A 22,294-nucleotide genomic window follows, 5' to 3' on the forward strand; every position below is an offset into this window, starting at 1 on the left:
AATGGGAAGAATTTTTAAATATGAAATAAGGCGAAGGCTGAATACTATTTTGATTTTAAGCGGAACTATGATTGTATTGTCGATCGGCTCAATAATCCTCTTAAGTATCTTTAAAACGCCTTTCAGTGCAATGGGAACGACGGGAAACCTTTGGCTGGGCTTAACTTTTTTTGCCCTTGCCTTTATACCCCTCGTAATGTTTTTTACATGCAGCAACGGGCACATAGATGAGCTTTTGTACAAGGACACCAACTACCTTATGCTTACCATCCCTATAAGAAGCGAAGCTATACTGGGAGGCCGAATTATAGCAGGTTTTGTGGAATATTTAATATACTCTTTGGTTGCATGTATATTTTTTCTGATAATAGGAGCCCAGCAAGCTGTCTTTTATGAAGCAGCCGGTCAAAGTTTTATATCGGTTTTGAGAGGTGTATTCTATCAGATATTTGTACAAAATTTTCTTCCCTTTCTTTACGGTGTCTTATTATTGGTCTCATCATTTTTACTTGTAGGAACAGCTTTTATGTTTGTTAAGGCTTTAACCCGTTCTTTTATAAGAAAAAAGATGGCAGCTCAAATCATTGCAATCATTCTTTTTATTTTAATTTTTGAACGAATCATAGCCTTAGGTACTTATTTAAGTACAAGGTGGGATCTTGTGCAGTACATAGATTTAAGACTTATGTCTTCCCAATATTATAACTTTGTAAACATTCAGCCGCTGCCGGTTCATTTGGTTACAATAATTATGACCATACTTATTTCAGCCGGTTTTTTTGCGGCTACAAGTTGGTTATTCGATAAAAAGGTTGAGCTATAACTTAACTGATGCACATTAACCGATACACAACCGCCAAGGCGGCAATTTTTTGAAAATAGCGTGACATCTCTACTGAGCTGTTACGCTATTTTCTTTTAACATTGAATAAACCCTTATCTTATGTTATAATAATGTTGAGGAGGGTAAAAATGGATTTCGATTTATCAAGAAAGATACCTATAGGTATACAAAGTTTTGAAAAGATGAGGAATGATAGGTATTTGTATGTAGATAAAACCAAATACGTGTATAATCTTGTACGTACTTCTTCTCCATACTTTTTAAGCCGTCCTCGCAGGTTCGGTAAAAGCCTCTTTCTTTCGACGCTCAAAGCCTACTTTTTAGGCCAAAAGGAGCTTTTTAGGGGTTTATATATTGAAAAAGCTGAAGAAAAAAGAGCCGAAATAGAAAAAAATGAAGCTTGGGTGGAATATCCTGTCTTTTACTTGGATTTTAACATAGGCAGGTATGATGAACCTCATTCTTTAAAAAATCATTTAAACCTTGCCTTAAGTCAATTTGAAGAAATATATGGTTCTCATAAACAAGAAAAAGAACCCGCTCAACGCTTTGCAGGTATAATTCAGAGGGCTTATCAAAAAACGGGCAAGCAAGCCGTCATCCTTGTAGACGAATATGATAAGCCCCTGTTACAGACTATGGGAGTAAACGAAGCACTAAACGAAGAATACCGTAACACCCTCAAGGCCTTTTATTCGGTGATAAAAACTTGCGACCAATATATCCGATTTGCCTTTTTGACCGGTGTAACAAAGTTCAGTAAGGTAAGTATCTTCAGCGATTTAAATAATTTGCAAGATATAAGCATGCTGAATGACTATGCCGAAGTCTGCGGTCTAACTCAAGACGAGATAGAAAATACCTTTAAGCCTGAAATAGAAAGGTTAGCAGGTAACACCAAGAATAGCTATGATAAAATGATTGAAGAGCTAAAAAAGAGGTATGACGGATATAAGTTCAGTGTTTTAGGGGAATCCGTTTATAATCCTTTTAGTATCTTAAGCACACTTAATGCGGGAGAATTAAAAAACTATTGGTTTGCCACGGGAACACCGACCTTTTTAGTAAATTACTTAAAAGATGCTCATTATAATGTACCTAACTTAGACGGTAATGTAGAATTAAATGAAGCAGGTATAGAATTATATAGAGCAGATGCAAAAAATCCTTTGCCGATACTTTTTCAATCGGGATATTTAACGATAAAAGAATACATAGAAGAAGGTAATCTATATAGGTTAGGTTTTCCTAATGATGAAGTGAGGTATGGTTTTTTAGAAAATCTTTTGCCGGCCTATTGTTCACTTAGGCCTGATGAGACAGGGGTTTCAATATGGGAGTTTGTAGAAGATGTAAGGGCGGGAAAGGTAGATGAGTTTATGGAAAGGATGCAGGCGATAATAGCGGGAGTTCCTTATGATAACTTACCTAAGGATAAACTTAAACTTAGGGAGCAAAACTATCAGACTGCCGTTTACTTAATCTTTAAGTTAATGGGACAATTTGTGCAGACTGAAATATACTGTTTAAAAGGCAGGGCTGACTGTATAGTGCAAACAAAGGATTCTATCTACATCTTTGAGTTTAAGTTAATGAGTGCAGGCAGTGCCGAAGATGCGATAGCTCAGATAAAAGAGAAGGGCTATGCGGATCAATTTAAGACTATGGGTAAAAAGATAATCCTTATAGGTTCGAGCTTTGATGAAGAGGAGCGGACTATCGGAGATTGGAAGACGGAAGAGCTTTAAACAATAATTAATAAATATTTAGTAAGTAACAGTTGACTTTATTTGAAATCTGTGCTTAAATAGACTCATGTTGAATATTGCTAACATCGAGTACAATTTAGTTTATTCTTGCGCGCCTTGTTTGGCAGGCCTTAAGCCCTCAAATTTGATTTCCGTATCAGCAGAAGATTTTAAGCAATTTTTTTTGCTTGATAAGGATTTGCTTGAATCTAAGGGCTTTTATCTAAAAGTTTTGTGTGCTTGTGAACGGGGCGCACAGATTCTTTTGTATAAAAAGGAAGCTCTGGAAGCTTTAATTAGGGATGAAAGAGTACAAAAAGCTCTTTTAATGTTCGGTTATGAGCTTCAGATGAGTTTGGAAGATATGTTGAATATTTTAGCATCCAGAATGCACAGCTCACAGATGGACAGGCATTGTAAAAGATGCTGTTCTTTTCCGCATGAAATAGGGCTTTTTTTAGGCTATCCCGTATACGATGTTTTGGAATATTATAGACGAAAAGGTGAAGGCTGCATTTTTTCGGGCTATTGGAAGGTTTATTCCGATGCCGAAAAAGCAACTGAAATTTTTGATCGATATAATGAATGCAAAAAGCATTTTGCTTTGCAGATAGAAAAGGGCTTAAGGCTTTACGATTTGTTAAGCGCTTAACTCTCGATTATTTTTTTAACCATAGGAGGTTTTTTATGGCAAAAATTGCTGTTATTTATTGGAGCGGGACGGGAAATACTCAGTCGATGGCTGAATCCGTTCTTGAAGGTTTAAAGGCCGGCGGAGCAGACGCTTCTCTTTTTACCGTTTCGGAATTCGGATCAAAAAGCATTGATGATTATGACAAGATTGCATTCGGATGCCCCGCTATGGGTTCCGAAGAGCTTGAGCCGGATGAATTTGAACCCTTCTTTGCTTCTATTGAAGGAAAACTGTCCGGCAAAAAAATTGCCTTGTTCGGTTCATATGAATGGGCCGGTGAAGGTTCAGGCGGCGAATGGATGAGGAACTGGGAAGCAAGGTCTAAGGATAAGGGAGCCGACTTATTTGAAGAAGGCTTAATTATCTATGATGCACCCACTGCCGCCGGAAAAGACAAATGCAAAGAATTCGGCGAGAGATTTGCAAAATAAATTCAGATAAATCCTGTTTGTTTTTATAATTAAAAAAGTTTAAAAATTGATTTTTTAGGGCTTAGAAAACGGCAGTCTAAACTGCCGTTCTTTAGGCCTTTTTTTATTTAATAATCAGAATTTTTCTCACTTCATCTATATCGGGGCCGGCAATTCTGACAAAATACATACCGCTTGCAACCGGATTGCCGCCATTGTTTCTTCCGTCCCATAGATAAAAGTGGTCACCTGCATTGTGGTGAGAACGGGTTAAAGTGCGTACTATGTTGCCGTCCAAGGTCATAATCTGAATTGTAAGCATACCGGATTTTTTTAGGTGTGCAGCTATTGTGGCAGACTGCCCCTTGTGAGGATTTACAACATTGTCAAAGATTGACACGCCGCCCTTTTGCATTCGTACTCCTACAATTTTAAAATTCCAGACATCGAAGGAAAGGATATCGTTTGGATTTCGGAGTCTTGCACAGGGAAGCCAATTATTATAGACATACATAAACTGCCCCACCTTTCCTTCTTTTAAGGAAGGATCAGTTGATGGGATGATGGAGGTTATAAGGTTACCATTCAATGTAGGAGAATAATTTGTTGTGCCTGCCTGAGGATTTGCAAAAGAGCCGGGTGGTGATGGTATAGTATCGGGATGCCAAAATTTATGCTCCGCAGAGTTTTTTGAGAAAAAATGCAAGATAACATTGGAAGAAGAAGGTGCTTTTTCGGCGAGTACTCTAACATCAAGTGTAGGTAAGGCCGGGTCATTATCACCGGCATTAAAGTTACGTAAAACTATCGAGTTAGAAGCCGTCAAAGGTTTTACCATGTCGATTCCGATATCAGAGATTTGGGCTTTGTGTTTAAGTGTACCGAAATAATTTAAAGATACCTGATAGGTGGATTTAAGAATATCATCAGGATTAAATTTTTGAGTTCCGTCAAGTTGAATCTTCCATAAAGAATGTCCGGAAGGTATATATGAACTTGGTTCCTTGTGGACTGTTTGCAGATTAGATGTATAAGTTGTTACGCCGTCTGTAATTTGTAAGGAATGGGTTAAAGCATTTAAACTATGAAATTCTTCTGTAGATAAGCTGTCGTCATCAAACAAAAGATAGATATGGTTATCATTGGGTTTAGCAAAGGAATTTACTATTTGCAGACTATCTTTATAAAATATCCAGCCGTTTTTACTAATTGTTGAGCCGCTATCATCTTTACTGTCTTTTACGACATAGTATTTACCTGTAGATCCTGTAGATTGAATCCTTACTTTGCCGGTATATATCATTAGAAAATTTCCTTTTGCAGTACCTGAAGTTAAACCATGGCTGTTGCTTAGATGAATTTCGGCACTATTAGAGCCGTTAATTGTTAATGGCTTTCCGCTTGCTCCGGAGAGAGTTAACGTTCCGGTTACAGAAATTTTGCCGCTTATGTTAAGAGTTTTTGTGGTAGTACTTGTTGTACATTCAAGTTTGTTGAATTTTGTATTGCTTGCAGTGCCGGTGCCTGTAATCGTTACGGTATTGCCGGTCGGACTAAGGGTTACGGTATAAGTGTAGTCGTTAAAGGTTCCGCTGTTGGTAAAATTGCGCTGAATCGTAATATTCGAGCCGAGTTTTACCTTTGCTCCGGAATCAATTGTAAGATTGAATATGTTTTTATCGCCTGCACCGGTAAACTTAAGCTCCTGCTCGGGTGTTCCCGTGCCGTTAAAGGTAAGAGTGCCGCCTGTTTGATTAAATTTACCTGCGGTTAGGTTGCCTTTAAGTTTTATATCTCCAGCTGTGGGCTTCCATAAATAACCATTATCAACTTTGATATTACCGTTTGACGTAACATTCCCCGAAGAGTCCCAATTTTTTTTTGCTTCAATGTTATTCGCTGTAATGGTGGAGCCTTTAGAGTCCCAAGCTCCCGTAACGGTAATATTATTTCCGGCCCGAGTTATAACTTCGTCTGCAGAAGTCCATTTAGCTGCCTCTATGTTTGTGCTGGCTGTTATAGTACCGCTGTTTGAGTTCCAGTCTCCTAGTACCTTAATTTTATTTGCTGTAATATTGTGTTTTGTAGTTATTGTTGAACCTTCGATAGTAATATCTTTCCCTGTAGCATTTATTGCTCCATTATAAGTTTGAGTACCTCCGCCGCTATTGATGGTAACATTGGAGCCTTCAACGGAGAGCTCTCCATTTACTTTTAAATTACTGTTTTCTGTTTCGCAGGTTCCTATATTATTTAAAATCAATTTATTATAACCGTCGGTACCTCCGCCCCATAACTTTATTGTTGGCGGTGCACTATTATAATATTCAACCGTAGAATTTTGGGTTATTGTCATTCTGTTTGAAAGATTAGAATGTTCAAACCAGTTTTTTTGACCATCTGTGCCTTTGAGTCTGAGGGTGCCTTTGGCGGTAAGTTCTGCGGTTGCAGTTTTTGCCGTATTTGAGTATATAAGTTTATCGGCTAGATCGAGGGTTGCGGTGCCTACAACTTCTACTTTTTTCGCATAATAATCTCCGCTTCCCAATATGGGGTGCTTACCGGCCGCAACTGCACGCACTGTTGCAAATTGAGTTGGTTTAGGGGCATGAGAAGTTCTGGGTCTCCAGTTATTTGGATTATTCCAGTTATTATCGTTAGCCTCACCTGTCCATCTTAATTCATATACATTTGTGAAAATCCAGTTTTCAGGTTTACCGGCTATTATAGAATTAATGTTTCCGGTAGGCTTACTTTCGTCAGTGGTACAGGTATACGTAGAAGAAGTCAGAGATTTTATCGGAAGATTTTCAGCAACACCAAGCCACTTACATTCATAGCCTGAGGCGGTTCCCTGATTTGACTTTACATAAATTTCGGCATCATTATCTGTTCCCGATATATTAAGCAAGTTACTTATGCTGGACCCCTGCAAAGTTAAATTACCGTGTACGGAAATCTTTTTGTTAAATTTGATTTGCTTTCCGCCCGCATTGATACAGATGAGGTTGTAAAATTTGGTACCTGCTGCGGTGTTACTGCCTGTAATATCGTGATTTCCATCATTCGTCAGAGTTACCGTATATCCCGGCGGACTGCCCGTGTTTGTTGCGTCAAAGGTTCCGCTGTTGGTAAAATTGCCCTGAATCGTAATATTCGAGCCGAGTTTTACGCTTGCAGTTGCATTTATGACAAGGTTCTTTATTTTTGAATCGGATGAATTTATGGAAAGCTGCCGGTTTCCCGTACCGTTAAAGATGAGATCTCCCTCATTTTGAACAAATTTTGCGGCATCCAAATTACCGGTAAGAGTTATTTTTCCTTTTTTGGATGTCCAGCTTCCTCCTGATAAAACAGTAACCGTTTGCGCGTTAACAGTCGAGTTACTTGTCCAATCTCCGTTTACAGTGATGTTTGCAGCGGTAACCTCCGTCAAGTTTGCGGGAGTGTCTTTCATTGTTTTTAGAGAAGCTGTTTTAAAACTGAGATTGATTCCCGTTGCAGTAATACTGCTCTTGTAATGTTGTGCTCCGTTTCCCGTATCTATTTCAAGAGTTGAAGGCGGTGTAGTATGAGTAACTTTAAATGTACCTTCAACGGTAAGAAAGTCTCCTCCCGTTATTAATTTATCTCTATTTTGGGCTTGCAATTTATAATAAGTCCCGCCCCAGATATTGGCAGTTGAATTATCATAGTATACAACAGTTGAAGTGTTTTGAAGAGTAATTTTATCGGCAGGAGAGGCGGCTGCAAACCAATTTTTTTGGTCAGCCGTACCTTTTAGTTTTAGCGTTCCATGAACGGCAAGCGGACTCCGTCCAGAGTTATCACTTATAACAAATCCGTTCAGGTCAAGCGTTGCCGGGGCAGCTATTGTAATGCTATTTGCTTCAGCATTGCCTGCAAGTATGGGATAGTGGTGAGCGGGTCCCGCTTTTTGAGGAATTGTTACATCCGTATTTATGCCCGGAATCGCAAGAGCCGGCTCCCAGTTTCTTCTATCATTCCAATTACTGTCAACAGAGCCTTTCCAAGTTAAAGTTCCATTATAATTCGTAAAAATCCAGTTTTCGGGTTTACCGGCTTGTATATCGGTATCCGAACCGTCAGGCAGACTGTCTTCTGCCGTATAGGTACCGCCTGTAATTGGTATATTGGTTCTGACTTTGAGATATTGACCATGTGCCGAATTGGCTGTGGTAAGTGCAATGCTAGAGTTGGTTGAAACGCCCTCGATAGTGAGCTTATCCGTACTTGTTCCTGTAAGGGTTAAATTCCCCAATACCGATATTTTTTTGTCTATAACAAGCTTTTTCCCGCCCGCACCTGTAAGACTTAGATTGTGGAATTTTGTATTGCTTGCAGTGCCGGTGCCTGTAATCGTATGATCCGCGCCATTAGTCAGTGTTATGGTATATCCGGGAACTGTTGTTGCGTCAAAGGTTCCGCTGTTGGTAAAATTGCCCTGAATCGTAATATTCGAACCTAGTTTTACCTTGGCAGAGGAATTGATTGCAAGATTTTTGATATTTTTATTACCGGCACCGGTAAACTTAAGCTCCTGCTCAGGTGTTCCCGTACCATTAAAGGTAAGCGTTCCGGCTGTTTGATTAAATTGAGCGGCGGTAAGGTTGCCTGCAAGTTTTATATCTCCAAGGTTGCTTGTCCATATGTTGGTATGAGCGGTGTTATCGGCTGTAATATCTCCGGATGCAGTAATATGGCTTGAAGAAGTCCAGTTTCTTTTTACAATTATATCTTTTACAGTAATCTGCCCTGCAGAAGTCCAATCTCCCGTGCCTTCTTTGACGGCGATAGTACCTGAACCTAGAGCGAGCATAATATCTCTTGTTTTTATTTCACCATTTCCATCAAAAGTGATAGAATTTCCAAAAGTTTTTAAGTTATTTTCAAATATAGTTCCTACAGATAAATCGGACTTAAAAGTAGTTTCTTTTTTTAACTCTACAGCACCTTTATAATTTTGTGAATCTGCATTAACGGTAAAACTTCCTGTGGTATCAACGGTAAAAGCTTTATTTACTATCAAATTTCCCGTTGTAAAGCTTGTTTTTCCTCCGCTTACTTTCAGATTTTCGTAAGGGCCTGCCCAAATGTTTGCATTGGAAGGGGGGGCGTCGTAATATTCAACAGTGGATGTGTTTCCGAGTGTTATGTTATCGTTATTTCCCGCACTAAACCAGCTCAACTGATCTCCGCTGCCCGTCATTTTAATAGTACCATTATTGGTAAGCTTTGCTGTAGGGGGGCCTTTTTTTATGGTATAATGAGTCAAGTCAAGTTCCGCTCCCGTGTTCACCGTAACGGATTTTGCAGACACGTTCGCTGTAAGTTTGGGATAGTGAGCAGCTGCCTCTTTTTGAGGAATTGTTACATCAGAGTTTCCTCCGGGTATTCCGTAGGGGCGCCAGTTTTGCCATCCATTCCAGTTATTCGAATGAGTTCCCTTCCAAGTCATGGATCCGGCATAGCCGCTAAAAATCCAGTTTTTAGGATTACCATCGGAGAGAGGAAAACCGGAAACTTCGTGAGCCTTGCTTTCCGTTACGGTATAAGTTTTACCGCCGCTTTCCGGAATCATCGGTACATTTGTGTGTACGTTAAGCCATTTACCGTTACCCGTTTGATTTGCAGAAAGCTCAATACCGGGACTATTGGTACCGCCTGCTATGGTAAGCAGTTGTGCATCGGCGGCCCCCGATCCTTGCAAGGTTAAGTTCCCGTTGACGCTAATCTTTCCGTTTATCGTGAGCGTTTTCCCACCCGCACCTGTAAGACTTAGATTATTGAATGCCGTATCGCCTACAGTGCCGGTACCCGTAATCGTTACGGTGCCACCTGGCGGAGGGTTAAGGGTTACGGTTGTGCCGGGGTCGGCAGTAAATTTTCCCAAATTTCCATTTTTTTCCGTATAGTAAATTTTTTCGGTAACGGTAATATCTCTTTTTAAAGCTAAATGTGCATCGCCCAGTATCTCTATTTCGGAAAAAGTCATCGTTCCGGAACTTCCTGTGCCTTTGGTTATTTCTAAACCATGGTTTCCACCACGGAAGGTTACTTTGTTGGCTCCGGCAGTAAAGGTCCCGTTACTTGTAAAAGTACCGCCTACGGTTATAGGTTTATTAAGGGTTAAAGAACCTGTACTCGGAATGGTTATATCGGTAAAGTTTATATTGTGATTAATTGAATTAGTATTTGCAGTACCGCTGAACACAAAGTTTGAAAAATGAGGAATAAAAATTCCGTCCTGTCCGTTTACAAAGGAGTTTTTAATATCTATTTGAACGAATTTATTATGCTCATTATTATTAATACCGGAAAGAACTACTTTAAGGGTTGCACTATCTGCAATTTTAAGGATGTGGAACTTATTTTCAGGCATAGGGGAAGGGCTCGCCTGGGTTCGTGTTATTTCAGCATTGGTACCTATAAAGGTTACTGTTTTATTATGTGCCTGTGCGTCAAAAACACCGTCGTTTGTTAGAGTGCCGCTTATTTCGAGACTAGCGTTATTAAGGGTTAAGGTTTTGCCGCTTTCTATGCTAAGATTTGCAAAAGATACCGCATTGCCGCTTATTGTTGAAGCGGCGGACACGGGGGCTGATCCTTTGACAAAGCTTACGGTTTTGCCGTTGACGGTAAAACCTCCGCTGTTGCTAAAATCTTTCTTAATTTTTATATCCTGATTCAGGGTTAACGAAGCGGAAGATGCTATTTCAATATCGTAAAATTCGGTTATTTGTCCGCTATCGCCGGATATTCCTATCGAGGCGGCTCCGGTAAAGGTAACTTTTTTATTATTGTGATTAAAGGTTCCCTTGTTTAAGAAGGTTTCTTTCACCTTAATCTCCGAGCCGAGTTTTACTTTTGCACCATTGTCGATTGTAAGATTGTATATGTTTTTATTGCCGGCACCGGTAAACTTCAGTTCCTGCTCGATTCCCGTACCGTTAAAAGTGAGAGTTCCGGCTGTTTGATTAAATCTTGCGACGGTAAGGTTTCCTTTAAGAGTTACGTTTCCAGCGGCTGTCCAGTCATTTGCTGTAATGGAACCGTTTGCGGTAACATTATCTAAAGAAGTCCATTTTCGTTGTGTATTAATAATATTTGCTTGAATCTTTTCCGATGAAGTCCACTCCCCTCCTGTGTTGGAAATTACGTTGATATTTCCATATCCATAAATATCTTTTTTTGTTTCTATTTTACCGTTTCCTGAAAAGTCGACTGTATTTCCATTAGTCATAAGGAATGATTCAAAAACCGTACCGCCTGCATTAGTAGAACTAAAGGTTGTTGATTTATTCAGGGTTACCATTTTCGTATAGGACTGCGAATCTGCATTAATGATAAAACTGCCTGTGGTATCAACGGTAAAATATTCATTTACTTTCAGATATCCCGTTGTAAAGCTTGTTTTCCCTCCGCTTACTTTCAGGTTTTGATAGGGGCCGGCCCAAATGTCCGATGCGGCAGGAGAGGCACCGTAATACTCAACGGTTGAACTGTCACTAAAAGAAATTATTGCGTTTTCAAACCATTCTTTCTGTCCTTTCGGGTCGGATGCAGACGATGTTCCCATCATTTTGAGAGTGCCGTTGTTTGTAAGCGGTGTAAAATCGTTAGATCCCGTTCCTTTTTTTATAATTTGCCCGCCTAAGTCAAGTTCCGCTCCCGAATTCACCGTAACGGATTTAGCCTGTGCACCGGCTGCTGTAAGTTTGGGATAGTGAGCAGCTGCCTCTTTTTGAGGAATTGTTACATCAGAGTTTACTCCGGGTATTCCGCATGGCTGCCAGTTTTGCCATCCATTCCAGTTACTCGAATGAGTTCCCTTCCAAGTCATAGGTCCGGCATAGCCGCTAAAAATCCAGTTTTTAGGATTACCATCGGAAATAAGAAAACCGGAAACTTCGTGAGCCTTGCTTTCCGTTACGGTATAAGTTTTACCGCCGCTTTCCGGAATCATCGGTACATTTGTGTGTACTTTAAGCCATTTACCATTACCCGTTTGATCTGCAGAAAGCTCAATACCGGGACTATTGGTACCGCCTGCTATGGTAAGCAGTTGTGCATCGGCGGCCCCCGATCCTTGCAAGGTTAAGTTCCCGTTGACGCTAATCTTTCCGTTTATTGTGAGCGTTTTCCCACCCGCACCTGTAAGGCTTAGGTTATGGAATTTAGTGGCAGTCTCAGTGCCGGTACCTGTAATCGTTACGGTGCCACCTGGCGGAGGGTTAAGGGTTACGGTATTGTTTGTTCCGGCAGCAAAGGTACCGCTGTTGGTAAAGGTTGTGCCGATAAAAGTTATGTTGTCGGCATTGGCATTGAAAGTGCCGCTGTTGGTAAAAGAACCGTTAAATGTAAATGAGTTATTTGTACCATCTGTGGAATTAAAAGTGCCGCTGTTGGAAAAGGTGCTGTTCAGAGTTATATTATAGGTACTTGCATTAAACGTTGCTCCGTTGCTATTTATAAAAGCTCCGTTTACTGTTATATCTTTATTAAGGGTTACACTCTTACTGCTTGCTACGCTCAAGTTGTTAAAGCTTATCGCACCGCTTCCGCCTATGGTGGAGGAACCGTTAAAGGTTACGGTATTGGTACCCGGAGTAAAGGTGCCGCCATTTGTGAAATTACCGCCGAAGGTTATGTTTTTACCGTTTGCATTAAACGTTGCTCCGCTGCTATTTATAAAGGCTCCGCCGACTGCTATATCTTTATTAAGGGTTACACTCTTACTGCTTGCTACGCTCAAGTTGTTAAAGCTTATCGCACCTGTTCCGTCTATAGTTGAAGAACCGTTAAAGATGAAGGTTCCTGCCGCTTGAGTAAAAGAAGCAGAAGCAACGGTAAAGTCTTTGTTTACGGTTATAGACGAAGCTCTAAGATTTTGTCTTGAACCGCTTACTTTCAGATTTTCGTAAGGGCCTGCCCAGACATCTATAGCGGAGGGAGGGGTTCCATAATATTCAATGCTGGAATCGGTTTTAAGAGTGATTTTAGTAAACCAGGAATTTTGAAGACCGGTTCCCTTCATTTTTAGGGTTCCGTAGTTTTCGAGAGAACAGGGATTTGTCTGTGGTGCCGGCGGAACAGTATTGACGGAGCTGATTACATATTCATCGCAGTCAATTTCAGTTCCTGCTTCTACAGTAACTTTCTTTGCTTTTGCATATGTGTTGCTTTCCAATTTAGGATATTTGCTGTTTGCGACAGAAAGTATTTTTACGTATGTATTTATTCCCGGAACCCCTTTGGGCACCCAGTTGTCGCGATTATCCCATTTTGTTTCATGACCGGAAGATGCTCCGGCCGTCCATTTTACGGGGGTAGCATCCGTATTATTACAATTGTCGAAAATCCAGTTTGCCGGCGGCGAAGTCATGTTTTCAGGGCGGCTTTGGCTTGTTGTGTATGTTTGTGTTCCCGTAATGGGAATGTTAGATTTTACATCAAGGTATTGTCCGCCGCTTTTATCGATATTGAGCACAATACCGGGACCGCCGGTGCCGCCTGCAATTGTAAGCAAACTGCCGACATTTGTTCCCTGAAGGACTAAGTTTCCGTTTACGGAAATTTTTCCGTTTATTTTAAGGGTTTTACCGCCGCCGTTTGTAAGGCTTAGATTATTGAATGTTGTGTCGGTCTCAATGTTGGTGCCTGTAATTGTTACGGTATTGCCGGAAGGTATAAGTTTAACCGTAGATGTTCCCGGCTCAAATTTTCCTTGTGGATTATTGAATTTTTCTGTGACGGTTATTTCCGTATTATTTTCTGCATTAAGGGTTCCCTTATCAATATTGTTAAAAATTTTAATTTTAATTTTTGTTCCGGCGGTAAGCGTTAATTTATTATGATTAAAACTAGGCGGCATAAGAGGTTCCCTTTTATCTATAGCCAATGTTGAAAATTCCGTTTCATTTGCAGTGCTTGTAATTTTGGATCCGTATCCGACAAAGGTTACCGTTTTGCCGTTGTCAGTAAAATTTCCGCCATTCGTAAACGTCCCTGCAACTTTAATATTGCTTCCAAGTTGTAATCCTGCACTGCCCGCTATCGTCAGGTTCCAAAACGTTGGTTCCGAATTAACAGGAGCAGTTATTGTTGAAGTCAAATTGGTAAAAGTAACGGTTGTATCATTGTTTGCATGAAAATCGCCGTTTTTTGTAAATGTGCCGGCAATCTTAATATTTTTTTCAAGTTCTAACTTTGCAGGTAACGCATCTATCGTCAGATTCCCAAACAGCGGTTCCAAACTGCCTGTACCTGTTATTTTGGAGTTGCTGCCGTTAAAGGTTACGGTGGTGTTAGGCCCTGCACTAAATGTTCCTCCGTTATGTGTGAAATTGCCAGAAAGGGTAAGGGTTTTTCCGTTACTTATTGTAAGCTGTGCTCCCGAATTAATTGTAAGTGACTTTATAGAGACATCATTATTAGTTATTTCAGGTTTATTTGTTGTACTAGGTATTATTACATCGTCTCCGGCAGCGGGTGTTTCTCCTAAAGCGGCCGGACTGCCATTTTTATTCCAATTCCTGTAATCATTCCAGTCGGTATTTTGTGTCCCTGTCCATGTAAAATCTGCAGCAAATCCCGCCGTCATCACTAAAAAAGTATATATCAGTGTAAATATAATTTTCTGTATTTTTTTCATAACATTATAATTATACATCTTTTTTTGTGAAAAATCCAGTCCAAAAGTGGAGAAATTTGAGAAAGATATGTCAATCTGTAATTACAAATTATGCATTCTCAATTACAAATTAAATTAGAGTTTTTCGATTTCTTCCCAGCTTAAGCCTGTACCTTCGGCTAGTTTAGTAATATCAACTCCGAGTTTTTTAAATGCTGCCGCAGTTTCAAGCTTGGTTTGGTAAGAGCCTTGTGCTATTCCTTGTTCAATCCCTCGTTCAATCCCTTCGGCAAAGGCTATTTCACGCTCTTCTGCACGCTGTACAGCTATATCGGTTTCATAATCATATTCGGCTAGTAACATATTTAATACCTCTCTTTTGCAAATATGCGAGCATCTATCTTGCCGTTAATCGATAAAATATGTATACTCTCATTGTAAAGTAACAGTAACTTTAAACTAATATTTTTGGAGGAATTATGAAATTTAATATTGCAAAACAAGGCGGTATAGTTGCTCAGTTGGTTTTTGAGGACAAAATAGATGGCAGCTATCTTAATTATTTAAAAGAAAAAGAATTATTTTCCGGAAAGGCAGAAGAGGTTTATTATAATCTTGATGCCGATCTTAAAGCCCGAATTTTTATAGGGCTCGGCAAAGAAGAAAAAATTGATTTGGAGGTTTTACGGAAATCTTTTTTTAAGGCAGCGTCCGAACTTTTAAAGAACAAGATTACAGAGGTTGAACTCAATATTCCCAAACTTAATAACTTATGCACTTACAAAACAGCATCGGCTATTGCTGAGGGAATGCTTCATGCGACCTATCAATATGACAAATTCAAGAGCGACCGCAAAGAATTAACCGAAATTACGGTCAATTATAATCCTGAAAAAGGAAAGGAAGAAAGAGCTCAAAAAGGCGTCAATGAAGCCGTTAAACTTATGGAAGCGGTTTTTTTAACAAGGGACTTAGTAAACCAGCCGGCAAATATTATCTATCCTGAAACCTTAGCTCAAATTGCTAAGGAAAAACTGGAAGCAAAGGGAGTAAAGGTTACCGTTCACGGTAAAAAAGAAATCGAAGCTCTAAAAATGGAGGCATTCCTTAGCGTAGCCAGAGCGAGCACTAAGGAACCTAAACTAATTGTTATGGAATACTACAATAACCCTGACTCCGATGAAAAAATAGCTCTTGTAGGTAAGGGTTTAACCTATGACAGCGGCGGATACGCTATTAAACCTGCAACAAGCATGGTTACCATGTTTACGGATATGGGAGGCTCGGGTACGGTTATAGGTGCTGTGCATGCACTGGCTGACCTAAAAGCTAAGGTAAATGTAGTAGCTGTTGTTGCTTCCTGCGAAAATATGATTTCAGGCGACGGCTACAGAAACGGAGATATTATCGGCTCAATGAGCGGTAAGACTATCGAAATTATCAATACCGATGCTGAGGGAAGACTTACCTTAGCCGATGCCGTTTATTATGCTACCAAGAATTTGGGAGCTACTAAGCTGATTGACCTTGCAACCCTGACAGGAGCCTGTGTATCTGCTTTTGGAGAACAGGTAAGCGGAGCGGTTACAAACAATGACGAATTTTTTGCAGATCTTGTAAAAGCAAATGAAAGAGCCGGCGAAATTGTATGGAAAATGCCCACAATAGATTATTATAAAAAAATGAATGAATCAAAAGTGGCCGATTTAAAGAACAGCGGAGGAAAATTCGGCGGAATGATGACAGCCGGCCTCTTTGTAGGTTCCTTCCTTGCAAAAGAAGATATCCCGTGGATACATCTCGATATTGCAGGAACCGCCTATATCACGGAAAATTCCGGCTATTTAAAAGAAAAAGCTACAGGAACCCTCGTAAAAAGCCTTTACTATATGTTAAGTAAAGAAGCTTAATTAAAGTCAACTTATGCTGTAGGAAAGTATATAACTTTTCTACAGCTATTATTTTACTAATAAATTATATCAATCTCTTATAAATCTCCTCATTTTCCTTTCCGAAGCAGACTATAAAAACTTTCATACAATCCTTATGTTCTTTTAAAAACGCGGAAATCTCGTTTAAGGCTATTTTTGCAGCCTCTTCTTTAGGATAACCGTAAACTCCGGTACTTATACAAGGAAAAGCTATGGACTTACAGCCGTATTCAAAAGCTAAATTTAAACAAGACTTATAAGAATTTGCTAAAAGTTCAGCTTCTCCGCTTTTTCCGTCCTCATAAATAGGTCCAGGCGTATGAATTACATATTTCGAAGGAAGTTTATAGCCTTCCGTTATCTTGGCTTTTCCTGTCTTACAGCCCTTTAATTTTCTACATTCTTTTAACAATTCGGGACCCGCAGCAGCATGAATAGCCCCGTCAACTCCGCTTCCGCCTAAAAGAGTGGTATTTGCAGCGTTCACGATAGCATCTACTTTTAATTTTGTAATATCGGCATTCATTATTTCTATGGGTAAAGTACTTGTATTTTCCATAGTTATAAATTATAACATAAAAAATCAAAATAAAACAATATATTTTGAGTGTATAACCTCTGTATTTTTTTTAGAATATATGTTAATATACAATTAAGTTTTGTGGATAACTTTTTTATTGCTGTACAATCAGTAATAAGCTGTTTATAGTTTTACGGACTTATAAATCTTTTAATTCCATATCCAATATAGAATTAAATAACTTATCAACAAATTCACAGGGCTTACTACTATAACTACTAATTATTATAAAAGATATAATAAACAAGGGAGAAAAAAATGAAAATAAGTTTTGACAGAGACACTCTTTTAAAGGAAATATCCATCGCTCAGGAAATTATAGCTACAAAAACAGCTCTAACAATCCTTTCAAACGTATTGTTATCGGTTAAAGACGGCAGTCTTACAATAAAGGCCACCGATATAAAAGTCAGCTTTGAAACAAAAATACCCGTAAACATAATTGAAGAGGGCTCAACAACGGTTTTTTGCGATAAATTTGCCGGTATTCTTTCAGCACTGCCTTCAGGTGAAGTAGAAATAGAACAAAAAGATCAAAAACTTACAATAAAATCAGTAGTGAAAAAGGCAAAATTCCAACTTAAAACAATACCTGAAAACGATTTTCCTGCCTTTACGGAACCTACAAATGTAAACTTCTTTAATATTCCTACAAAAGAATTTAAAGAAATGATTCATCAAACTATTTTTTCCGTTTCAGATGATGAAACACGCTATTTTATGAACGGTGTTTATATAGAAAACAAAGAAGACACCTTATATTTTGTTGCAACTGACGGAAGACGCCTTGCTCATATTAAGAAAAATTTCGGAATACCTATCCCCGAATTTAAAGGAGTAATTGTTCCTCCTAAAATTTTAAATATCATCAACAAAAGAGCATCTGACGAAGGAAACATAGAAGTAGGAATAGGTGAAAAAAACATATTCTTTAATTTTAATTCTTATAAATTCTCATCCGTTTTAATAGACGGTCAATTCCCTAACTATGAAAGAGTAATTCCTCAAAATCAAAACCTTTCTTTTGAAGTTTCAAGAACCGAATTTATCGAAGCCTTAAAACGAGTTTCTCTTTTAGTAGAATTAAAGACAAGAAGAATATTTTTAAACATTCTTCCCGGTTCTCTTATTATTTCTTCTCAGGAAAATGAAATAGGAAGTGCACGAGAAGAAATTCCTTGTAAATATGACGGTCAAGAGGTTATGCTGGCCTTAAACTATGTTTACATAGAAGACCCTTTAAAGACTATAACTTCAGACAGAATAAAGGTGGAATTTACCGAAGCCATGAAGGCTATAACCTTAAAACCGGAACCTGAAGAAGACTTTTTCCATATAATAATGCCTATGCAGACGGAGTAAGGTTATAAGTGCCCTTTCTTTCCGCTTCTTTCTATAATTTTAGAAATCTGGAAAATGCCACAGTAGATATTTCTTCTCCTGAAGTTTTTTTAGTAGGAAAAAACGGACAGGGGAAGACTAATTTTTTAGAAGCCCTCTATGTTTCTTCTTATGGAACTTCCTTTAGAACCAGATCTTTAGCTCAGATATGCACAAGGGATGAAAAAGAATTCAGTGTAAGATCTCTTTATAAAGAAACCGATAAAATAAGCCATACCATTTCTATAATAATTCAAGATAAAAAAAAAGATATTCAAAAGAATTTTAAAAAAATTAAAAATTCAAAGGAGTTGATAAGCACTATTCCGTGTATTTTGTTTCATGGGGACGATATAGAATTTGCCGTCGGAACTCCTTCAAGGAAGAGATTTTTTATAGATCAATCGGTTTCACTGTGCAATTCCGGCTTTATAGAAGACTTAGTAAAATATTCAAAGGCATTAAAATCAAGAAATATAATATTGGAACAAAAAAAGGCTTCTCTTTTAGATTCTATAGATGAAATTTTTTCTTCCCTTGCTTTTTTAATCACAAATGAGAGAAAGAATATTGTAGAAGAGTATTCAAAGTATTTTTCTTCAATGTATGAGGAAATAAGCGGAGTTTCAGGCGTAGAAATGGTTTACCGCCCCTCGATTAAGGTAGAAACTGAAAAAGATTTGCTTATCTTGCTTGCAGAAAAACGCCAAAATGATTTAATCGATAGAACAAGTTCTATAGGTCCCCACCGCGACCGTATTCATTTTATAAAAGATAAAAAGCCATTTACCGAAAGAGCCTCAAACGGTCAAAGGAGGCTTATCTCCCTTGTTTTAAGAATGATTCAAGCTAAAATCTATTCCAAAAAAACTGGCCGAAAACCCATTTTTTTGATGGACGATATTCTTTTAGAACTCGACCCCGAAAAACGCCAAAAATTCATGGAACTTCTTCCCTCCTATGAACAACTCTTTTGCACCTTCCTCCCCGGCGAACCCTATAAAAACTACCAAAAAGAAAATACTAAAATATTTTTTGTTGAAGACGGAAGGTTTAGTGTGGAGAGGGAATAAAATTCTTTTGATAAAATTTAATAAAGATAGGCCTAATCTGCCGACCGTTTATTTATTCGATTTGTTATTATGGTAGAAAGATTTAATTTTTTATTTTGCAGCAGTTTAGGTTGCAAAGTATCGGCTTTTATGATATTATGAGGAAGGGTCAAAAGGATGTTAGATGGACGCTTCGCGCTGAAATATGGAGAGATGTATGGTAAAACCAACAGTTACTGAATTGTTACTCGATCTTACACGGATTGATAGTCCTAGCGGTAACGAGACAGCTTTTTTTGATTATGTGGAATATATATTACGTTCAATGAAGTTCGAAATTCAGTACGATTACTATGGTAATATGATTGCATATAGAAATATCCGTTCATATAAAAAACCGATACTATTCGCTTTTCATGGTGATAAGGTTTCTACAGGGGAACCGATAAAAGGAATGATCAAAGGCGGTTTTGTTATATCAGATGGTAAAAATTCAATAGGAGCAGATAATAAAGCTTCATTAGCTTGTCTCATTCATGTTTTAAAAAACAGGAATGACGAAGAACCGATAGAAATATTACTTACAAGAATGGAAGAAGAGGGATTCATAGGGGCAAGAAATCTTGATAGGACAATGATTAAAGCAGAAATTGGAATAACAATGGATGGAGGCTCAATAGGAGAAATTACTATTGGTTCTAAATATTGGACAAATATATTGTTGAAATCAAAAAAAGATATTAAAGATATTGAAAGATGGCTTAAAAATCGTACAACAAAAAGTGATTGGGGTATTACTGTTAAAAGTTATAATAATAATGCCTACAATTTTTCATTAAGCATACTTACTCCGGAAAGCAATATTGATGAGTTTATAAAAGAAACCTGCAAAATGCTTGGACCGGACAAAATAAAAGTTATGAGACAATGTCCAGGATTTGATGTTACCAACAATGAAAAATTTATCACATTTGTAAAAGATAGCATAAAAGAAACAGGGATAGAACCAAAACTAATCTTTGATGACATAGCTCCTGAAGTATGTGTATTAAATTCGAAAGGAATCCAATGTGTAAATATTGGTGATGGTGTTATGGATGAGCATGAAGTATATGAAAGGGTTTTGATATCTGATCTAGAAAAAAATGTAGCAATTATTAATAAGATACTAGATAATTATCTTCATCTAACACCCGCTTCAACGCTGACAAACGGGTCAAGCCCGTTTGCAGGTTAAGCGAGAAGTTAGGTGGACGCTTCGCGCAGGAACGCATTGGATTAAGCATTTACTAACTTTAAGTCAAATAAATTCTGTTCGGATTCAAGTTCTTCTTGTGAAAAAATCTTTACTTTTTCATTAGGAATTTCTAATCCCCAATTATCCCAACCAAAATAGTTCTTTCTCGCAAAAAGTTCAATTTTGGTTTGTTCAGGAAACATTTTAGTAATTCCAGCTATTACTATTTCTGGTTTTTCACTATGTCCTCCTCTGCGAATTGAAACTAATTGGCGGATGTTTCTTGCTCCTCTAGGTGTAGGAAATTTTCCTTTTTTAAAAGCTAAAACAAATTCTGTTTGTGATAACGTATAACGTCCGGGATTATGAACTTGTTTATCCCAAACAAATGCAACTGTTTTATATTCAAATCCCCAAGCTTCGCCAAGCTCAATTGAATTGGACATCTGAGGTCCTGTAGTCCACATAAACAAAATACAATCATCCTCTGCAATTGACTTAACATCTAAAGTTTTCAAATCATTTAATTTTACAGTAGGGTATTTAAAATTTGCAGCACTTATAAAAACATTCTTTTCAAAACCAGTGTTTATTGTTTTTATGCTGGATTTATCATATTGCATTTTTCCGCCGTAATCCCATGGAGGATCCGCATAAATAATATAATATTTCTTGTTGGGTAATGTAGGATAAAGTTCTGCAAGAGGATTTTTTTTCGTTCGGCGCTTAGCTTCCGGATTATATTTTGAATATCCGCTAACAGAGACTTCTAATTGATCTAACATGAAATAACTTCCTTATCAGAAAATAATTGTTGCTTATAGTCCGTTGACTTCTATCATTTATAATATATACTTTTTTTTTATGATTGTCAATATGAATATTAAGGAATCTTTCGGCAATAGAGTACGCGAATTGCGCAATAGTTTAGGAATTAGCCAAGAAAAATTTGCATTGAAAATTGATATGGATAGAACATATTTTGCTTCCGTTGAATCAGGAAAGCGGAATATTTCAATAGAAAATATATTCAAAATTTCAAAAGGCTTGGAAGTAAGTATGGCGGAATTATTTAAGGGGCTATAATATGGCAAGTTCAGAATTGAGGAAAAGAAGCAACTGGCAAACAATAAGCGGTTACAAGGCTTTAAAAATAGAAGAACTATTTCAAATTTCTTTGCAAGATGCCTTAAATATAGTTTACCCAAACAAGTTTTTGGTAGATAGGCATCCAAAGGAATTTGGTGACATATATTCGACATATCCGTTACCAAAGGATGTACAGGAAAAAATTTATGATGTCGATGTTTCTGAAAAGCAGCCTAATGGTCGTCCTAAATACAAATGGGGAATTTCGATGGATTTTGCTATCAGAAACACAGAGAACGATAAAATTCTTTTTGGTGAAATTAAAAGGCAAGACGGTTGGATAGAAACAACAGATATGCAGACTGGTAGAGGAAATGCTCATGAAAGAAGTTGTAAATACTTTACTCCTGGTCTTATGCGTGTTTTGAGGGAAAAAGGAAAACTTTCAGAGGAAATACTTCCTTTTTGGCTTGTAATTGTTGGTGATATTACAAGAGATCCTAGAAGGAATCGAGAAATTGCCTTTTGGTTTCAAGAATATACGAAAAATTATTACATGTGGAGAGATACAAACGATGTAGGCGATTTATTGGATTTCTTTGAAAACAATTTACTGCCATACCTGTTGTCATAGCACCTAACACCCGCTTCAACGCTGACATTTGTTTTGGCACG

At 38.1% G+C, this 22,294-nt stretch carries 13 protein-coding genes and 1 pseudogene; 10 read left to right on the top strand and 4 right to left on the bottom strand.

What is annotated here, in order from left to right; all coding sequences use genetic code 11:
- Window position 1: 1 nt before the first annotated feature.
- The 4 genes from E4N74_RS11165 (at window position 2) to E4N74_RS11180 (ending at window position 3,717) form a co-directional block, all read left to right on the top strand.
- Window positions 2-823, top strand: a complete 822-nt coding sequence (locus E4N74_RS11165; protein ID WP_255817759.1) for a hypothetical protein — start codon at window positions 2-4, stop codon at window positions 821-823.
- A gap of 149 nt (window positions 824-972) precedes the next feature.
- Entirely contained in the window at window positions 973-2,592 is a 1,620-nt protein-coding gene (locus E4N74_RS11170; RefSeq protein ID WP_255817761.1) for an ATP-binding protein, read from the top strand.
- Between the two features lie 67 nt (window positions 2,593-2,659).
- Entirely contained in the window at window positions 2,660-3,244 is a 585-nt protein-coding gene (locus E4N74_RS11175; protein WP_255817763.1) for a DUF3793 family protein, read from the top strand.
- A gap of 35 nt (window positions 3,245-3,279) precedes the next feature.
- A complete protein-coding gene (locus tag E4N74_RS11180; RefSeq protein ID WP_044978203.1) occupies window positions 3,280-3,717 on the top strand; it encodes a flavodoxin in 438 nt (145 codons plus the stop codon).
- 103 nt (window positions 3,718-3,820) lie between these two features.
- Here the strand turns inward: E4N74_RS11180 and E4N74_RS11185 are convergent, their stop codons facing one another.
- Window positions 3,821-14,371 carry a FlgD immunoglobulin-like domain containing protein gene (locus E4N74_RS11185; protein ID WP_255817765.1) on the bottom strand — a complete coding sequence of 3,517 codons (10,551 nt, stop codon included), beginning with the start codon at window positions 14,369-14,371 and terminating at the stop codon, window positions 3,821-3,823.
- A 114-nt stretch (window positions 14,372-14,485) separates the two neighbouring features.
- Window positions 14,486-14,728 (bottom strand): annotated as a pseudogene (locus E4N74_RS11190) (hypothetical protein); the annotation flags it as partial.
- A 101-nt stretch (window positions 14,729-14,829) separates the two neighbouring features.
- Between E4N74_RS11190 and E4N74_RS11195 the strand changes: the two are divergent.
- Entirely contained in the window at window positions 14,830-16,260 is a 1,431-nt protein-coding gene (locus tag E4N74_RS11195; RefSeq protein ID WP_255817769.1) for a cysteinylglycinase, read from the top strand.
- A gap of 64 nt (window positions 16,261-16,324) precedes the next feature.
- On the opposite strand, the gene E4N74_RS11200 is transcribed toward E4N74_RS11195, so the two are convergent.
- Complete coding sequence (locus E4N74_RS11200; protein ID WP_255817771.1) at window positions 16,325-16,840, bottom strand: O-acetyl-ADP-ribose deacetylase; 516 nt, start codon at window positions 16,838-16,840, stop codon at window positions 16,325-16,327.
- Between the two features lie 279 nt (window positions 16,841-17,119).
- On the opposite strand from E4N74_RS11200, the gene dnaN reads away from it, so the two are divergent.
- The 3 genes from dnaN to E4N74_RS11215 all read left to right on the top strand — a co-directional run bounded on the left by dnaN (window position 17,120) and on the right by E4N74_RS11215 (window position 20,530).
- Window positions 17,120-18,223, top strand: coding sequence for a DNA polymerase III subunit beta (gene dnaN / locus E4N74_RS11205; RefSeq protein WP_044978212.1), 1,104 nt, complete (start codon window positions 17,120-17,122; stop codon window positions 18,221-18,223).
- A gap of 8 nt (window positions 18,224-18,231) precedes the next feature.
- Entirely contained in the window at window positions 18,232-19,314 is a 1,083-nt protein-coding gene (gene recF, locus E4N74_RS11210; protein WP_044978214.1) for a DNA replication/repair protein RecF, read from the top strand.
- Between the two features lie 196 nt (window positions 19,315-19,510).
- Window positions 19,511-20,530, top strand: a complete 1,020-nt coding sequence (locus E4N74_RS11215) for a M20/M25/M40 family metallo-hydrolase (RefSeq protein ID WP_255817774.1) — start codon at window positions 19,511-19,513, stop codon at window positions 20,528-20,530.
- Between the two features lie 41 nt (window positions 20,531-20,571).
- Here E4N74_RS11215 and E4N74_RS11220 read toward each other — a convergent pair whose 3' ends face one another.
- Entirely contained in the window at window positions 20,572-21,315 is a 744-nt protein-coding gene (locus E4N74_RS11220; RefSeq protein ID WP_255817776.1) for an MT-A70 family methyltransferase, read from the bottom strand.
- A gap of 91 nt (window positions 21,316-21,406) precedes the next feature.
- Here E4N74_RS11220 and E4N74_RS11225 point away from each other — a divergent pair, with 91 nt between their 5' ends.
- Together E4N74_RS11225 and E4N74_RS11230 are read left to right on the top strand one after the other, a co-directional pair.
- Window positions 21,407-21,616 (top strand): helix-turn-helix domain-containing protein, encoded by a 210-nt coding sequence (locus E4N74_RS11225; RefSeq protein ID WP_255817778.1) that lies wholly within the window; start codon window positions 21,407-21,409, stop codon window positions 21,614-21,616.
- Window position 21,617: 1 nt separating this feature from the next.
- Entirely contained in the window at window positions 21,618-22,253 is a 636-nt protein-coding gene (locus tag E4N74_RS11230; protein ID WP_255817780.1) for a MunI family type II restriction endonuclease, read from the top strand.
- The last annotated feature ends 41 nt before the right edge of the window (window positions 22,254-22,294 follow it).

This window comes from Treponema putidum, assembly GCF_024401155.1.
Taxonomy (GTDB): Bacteria; Spirochaetota; Spirochaetia; order Treponematales; family Treponemataceae; genus Treponema_B; species Treponema_B putidum.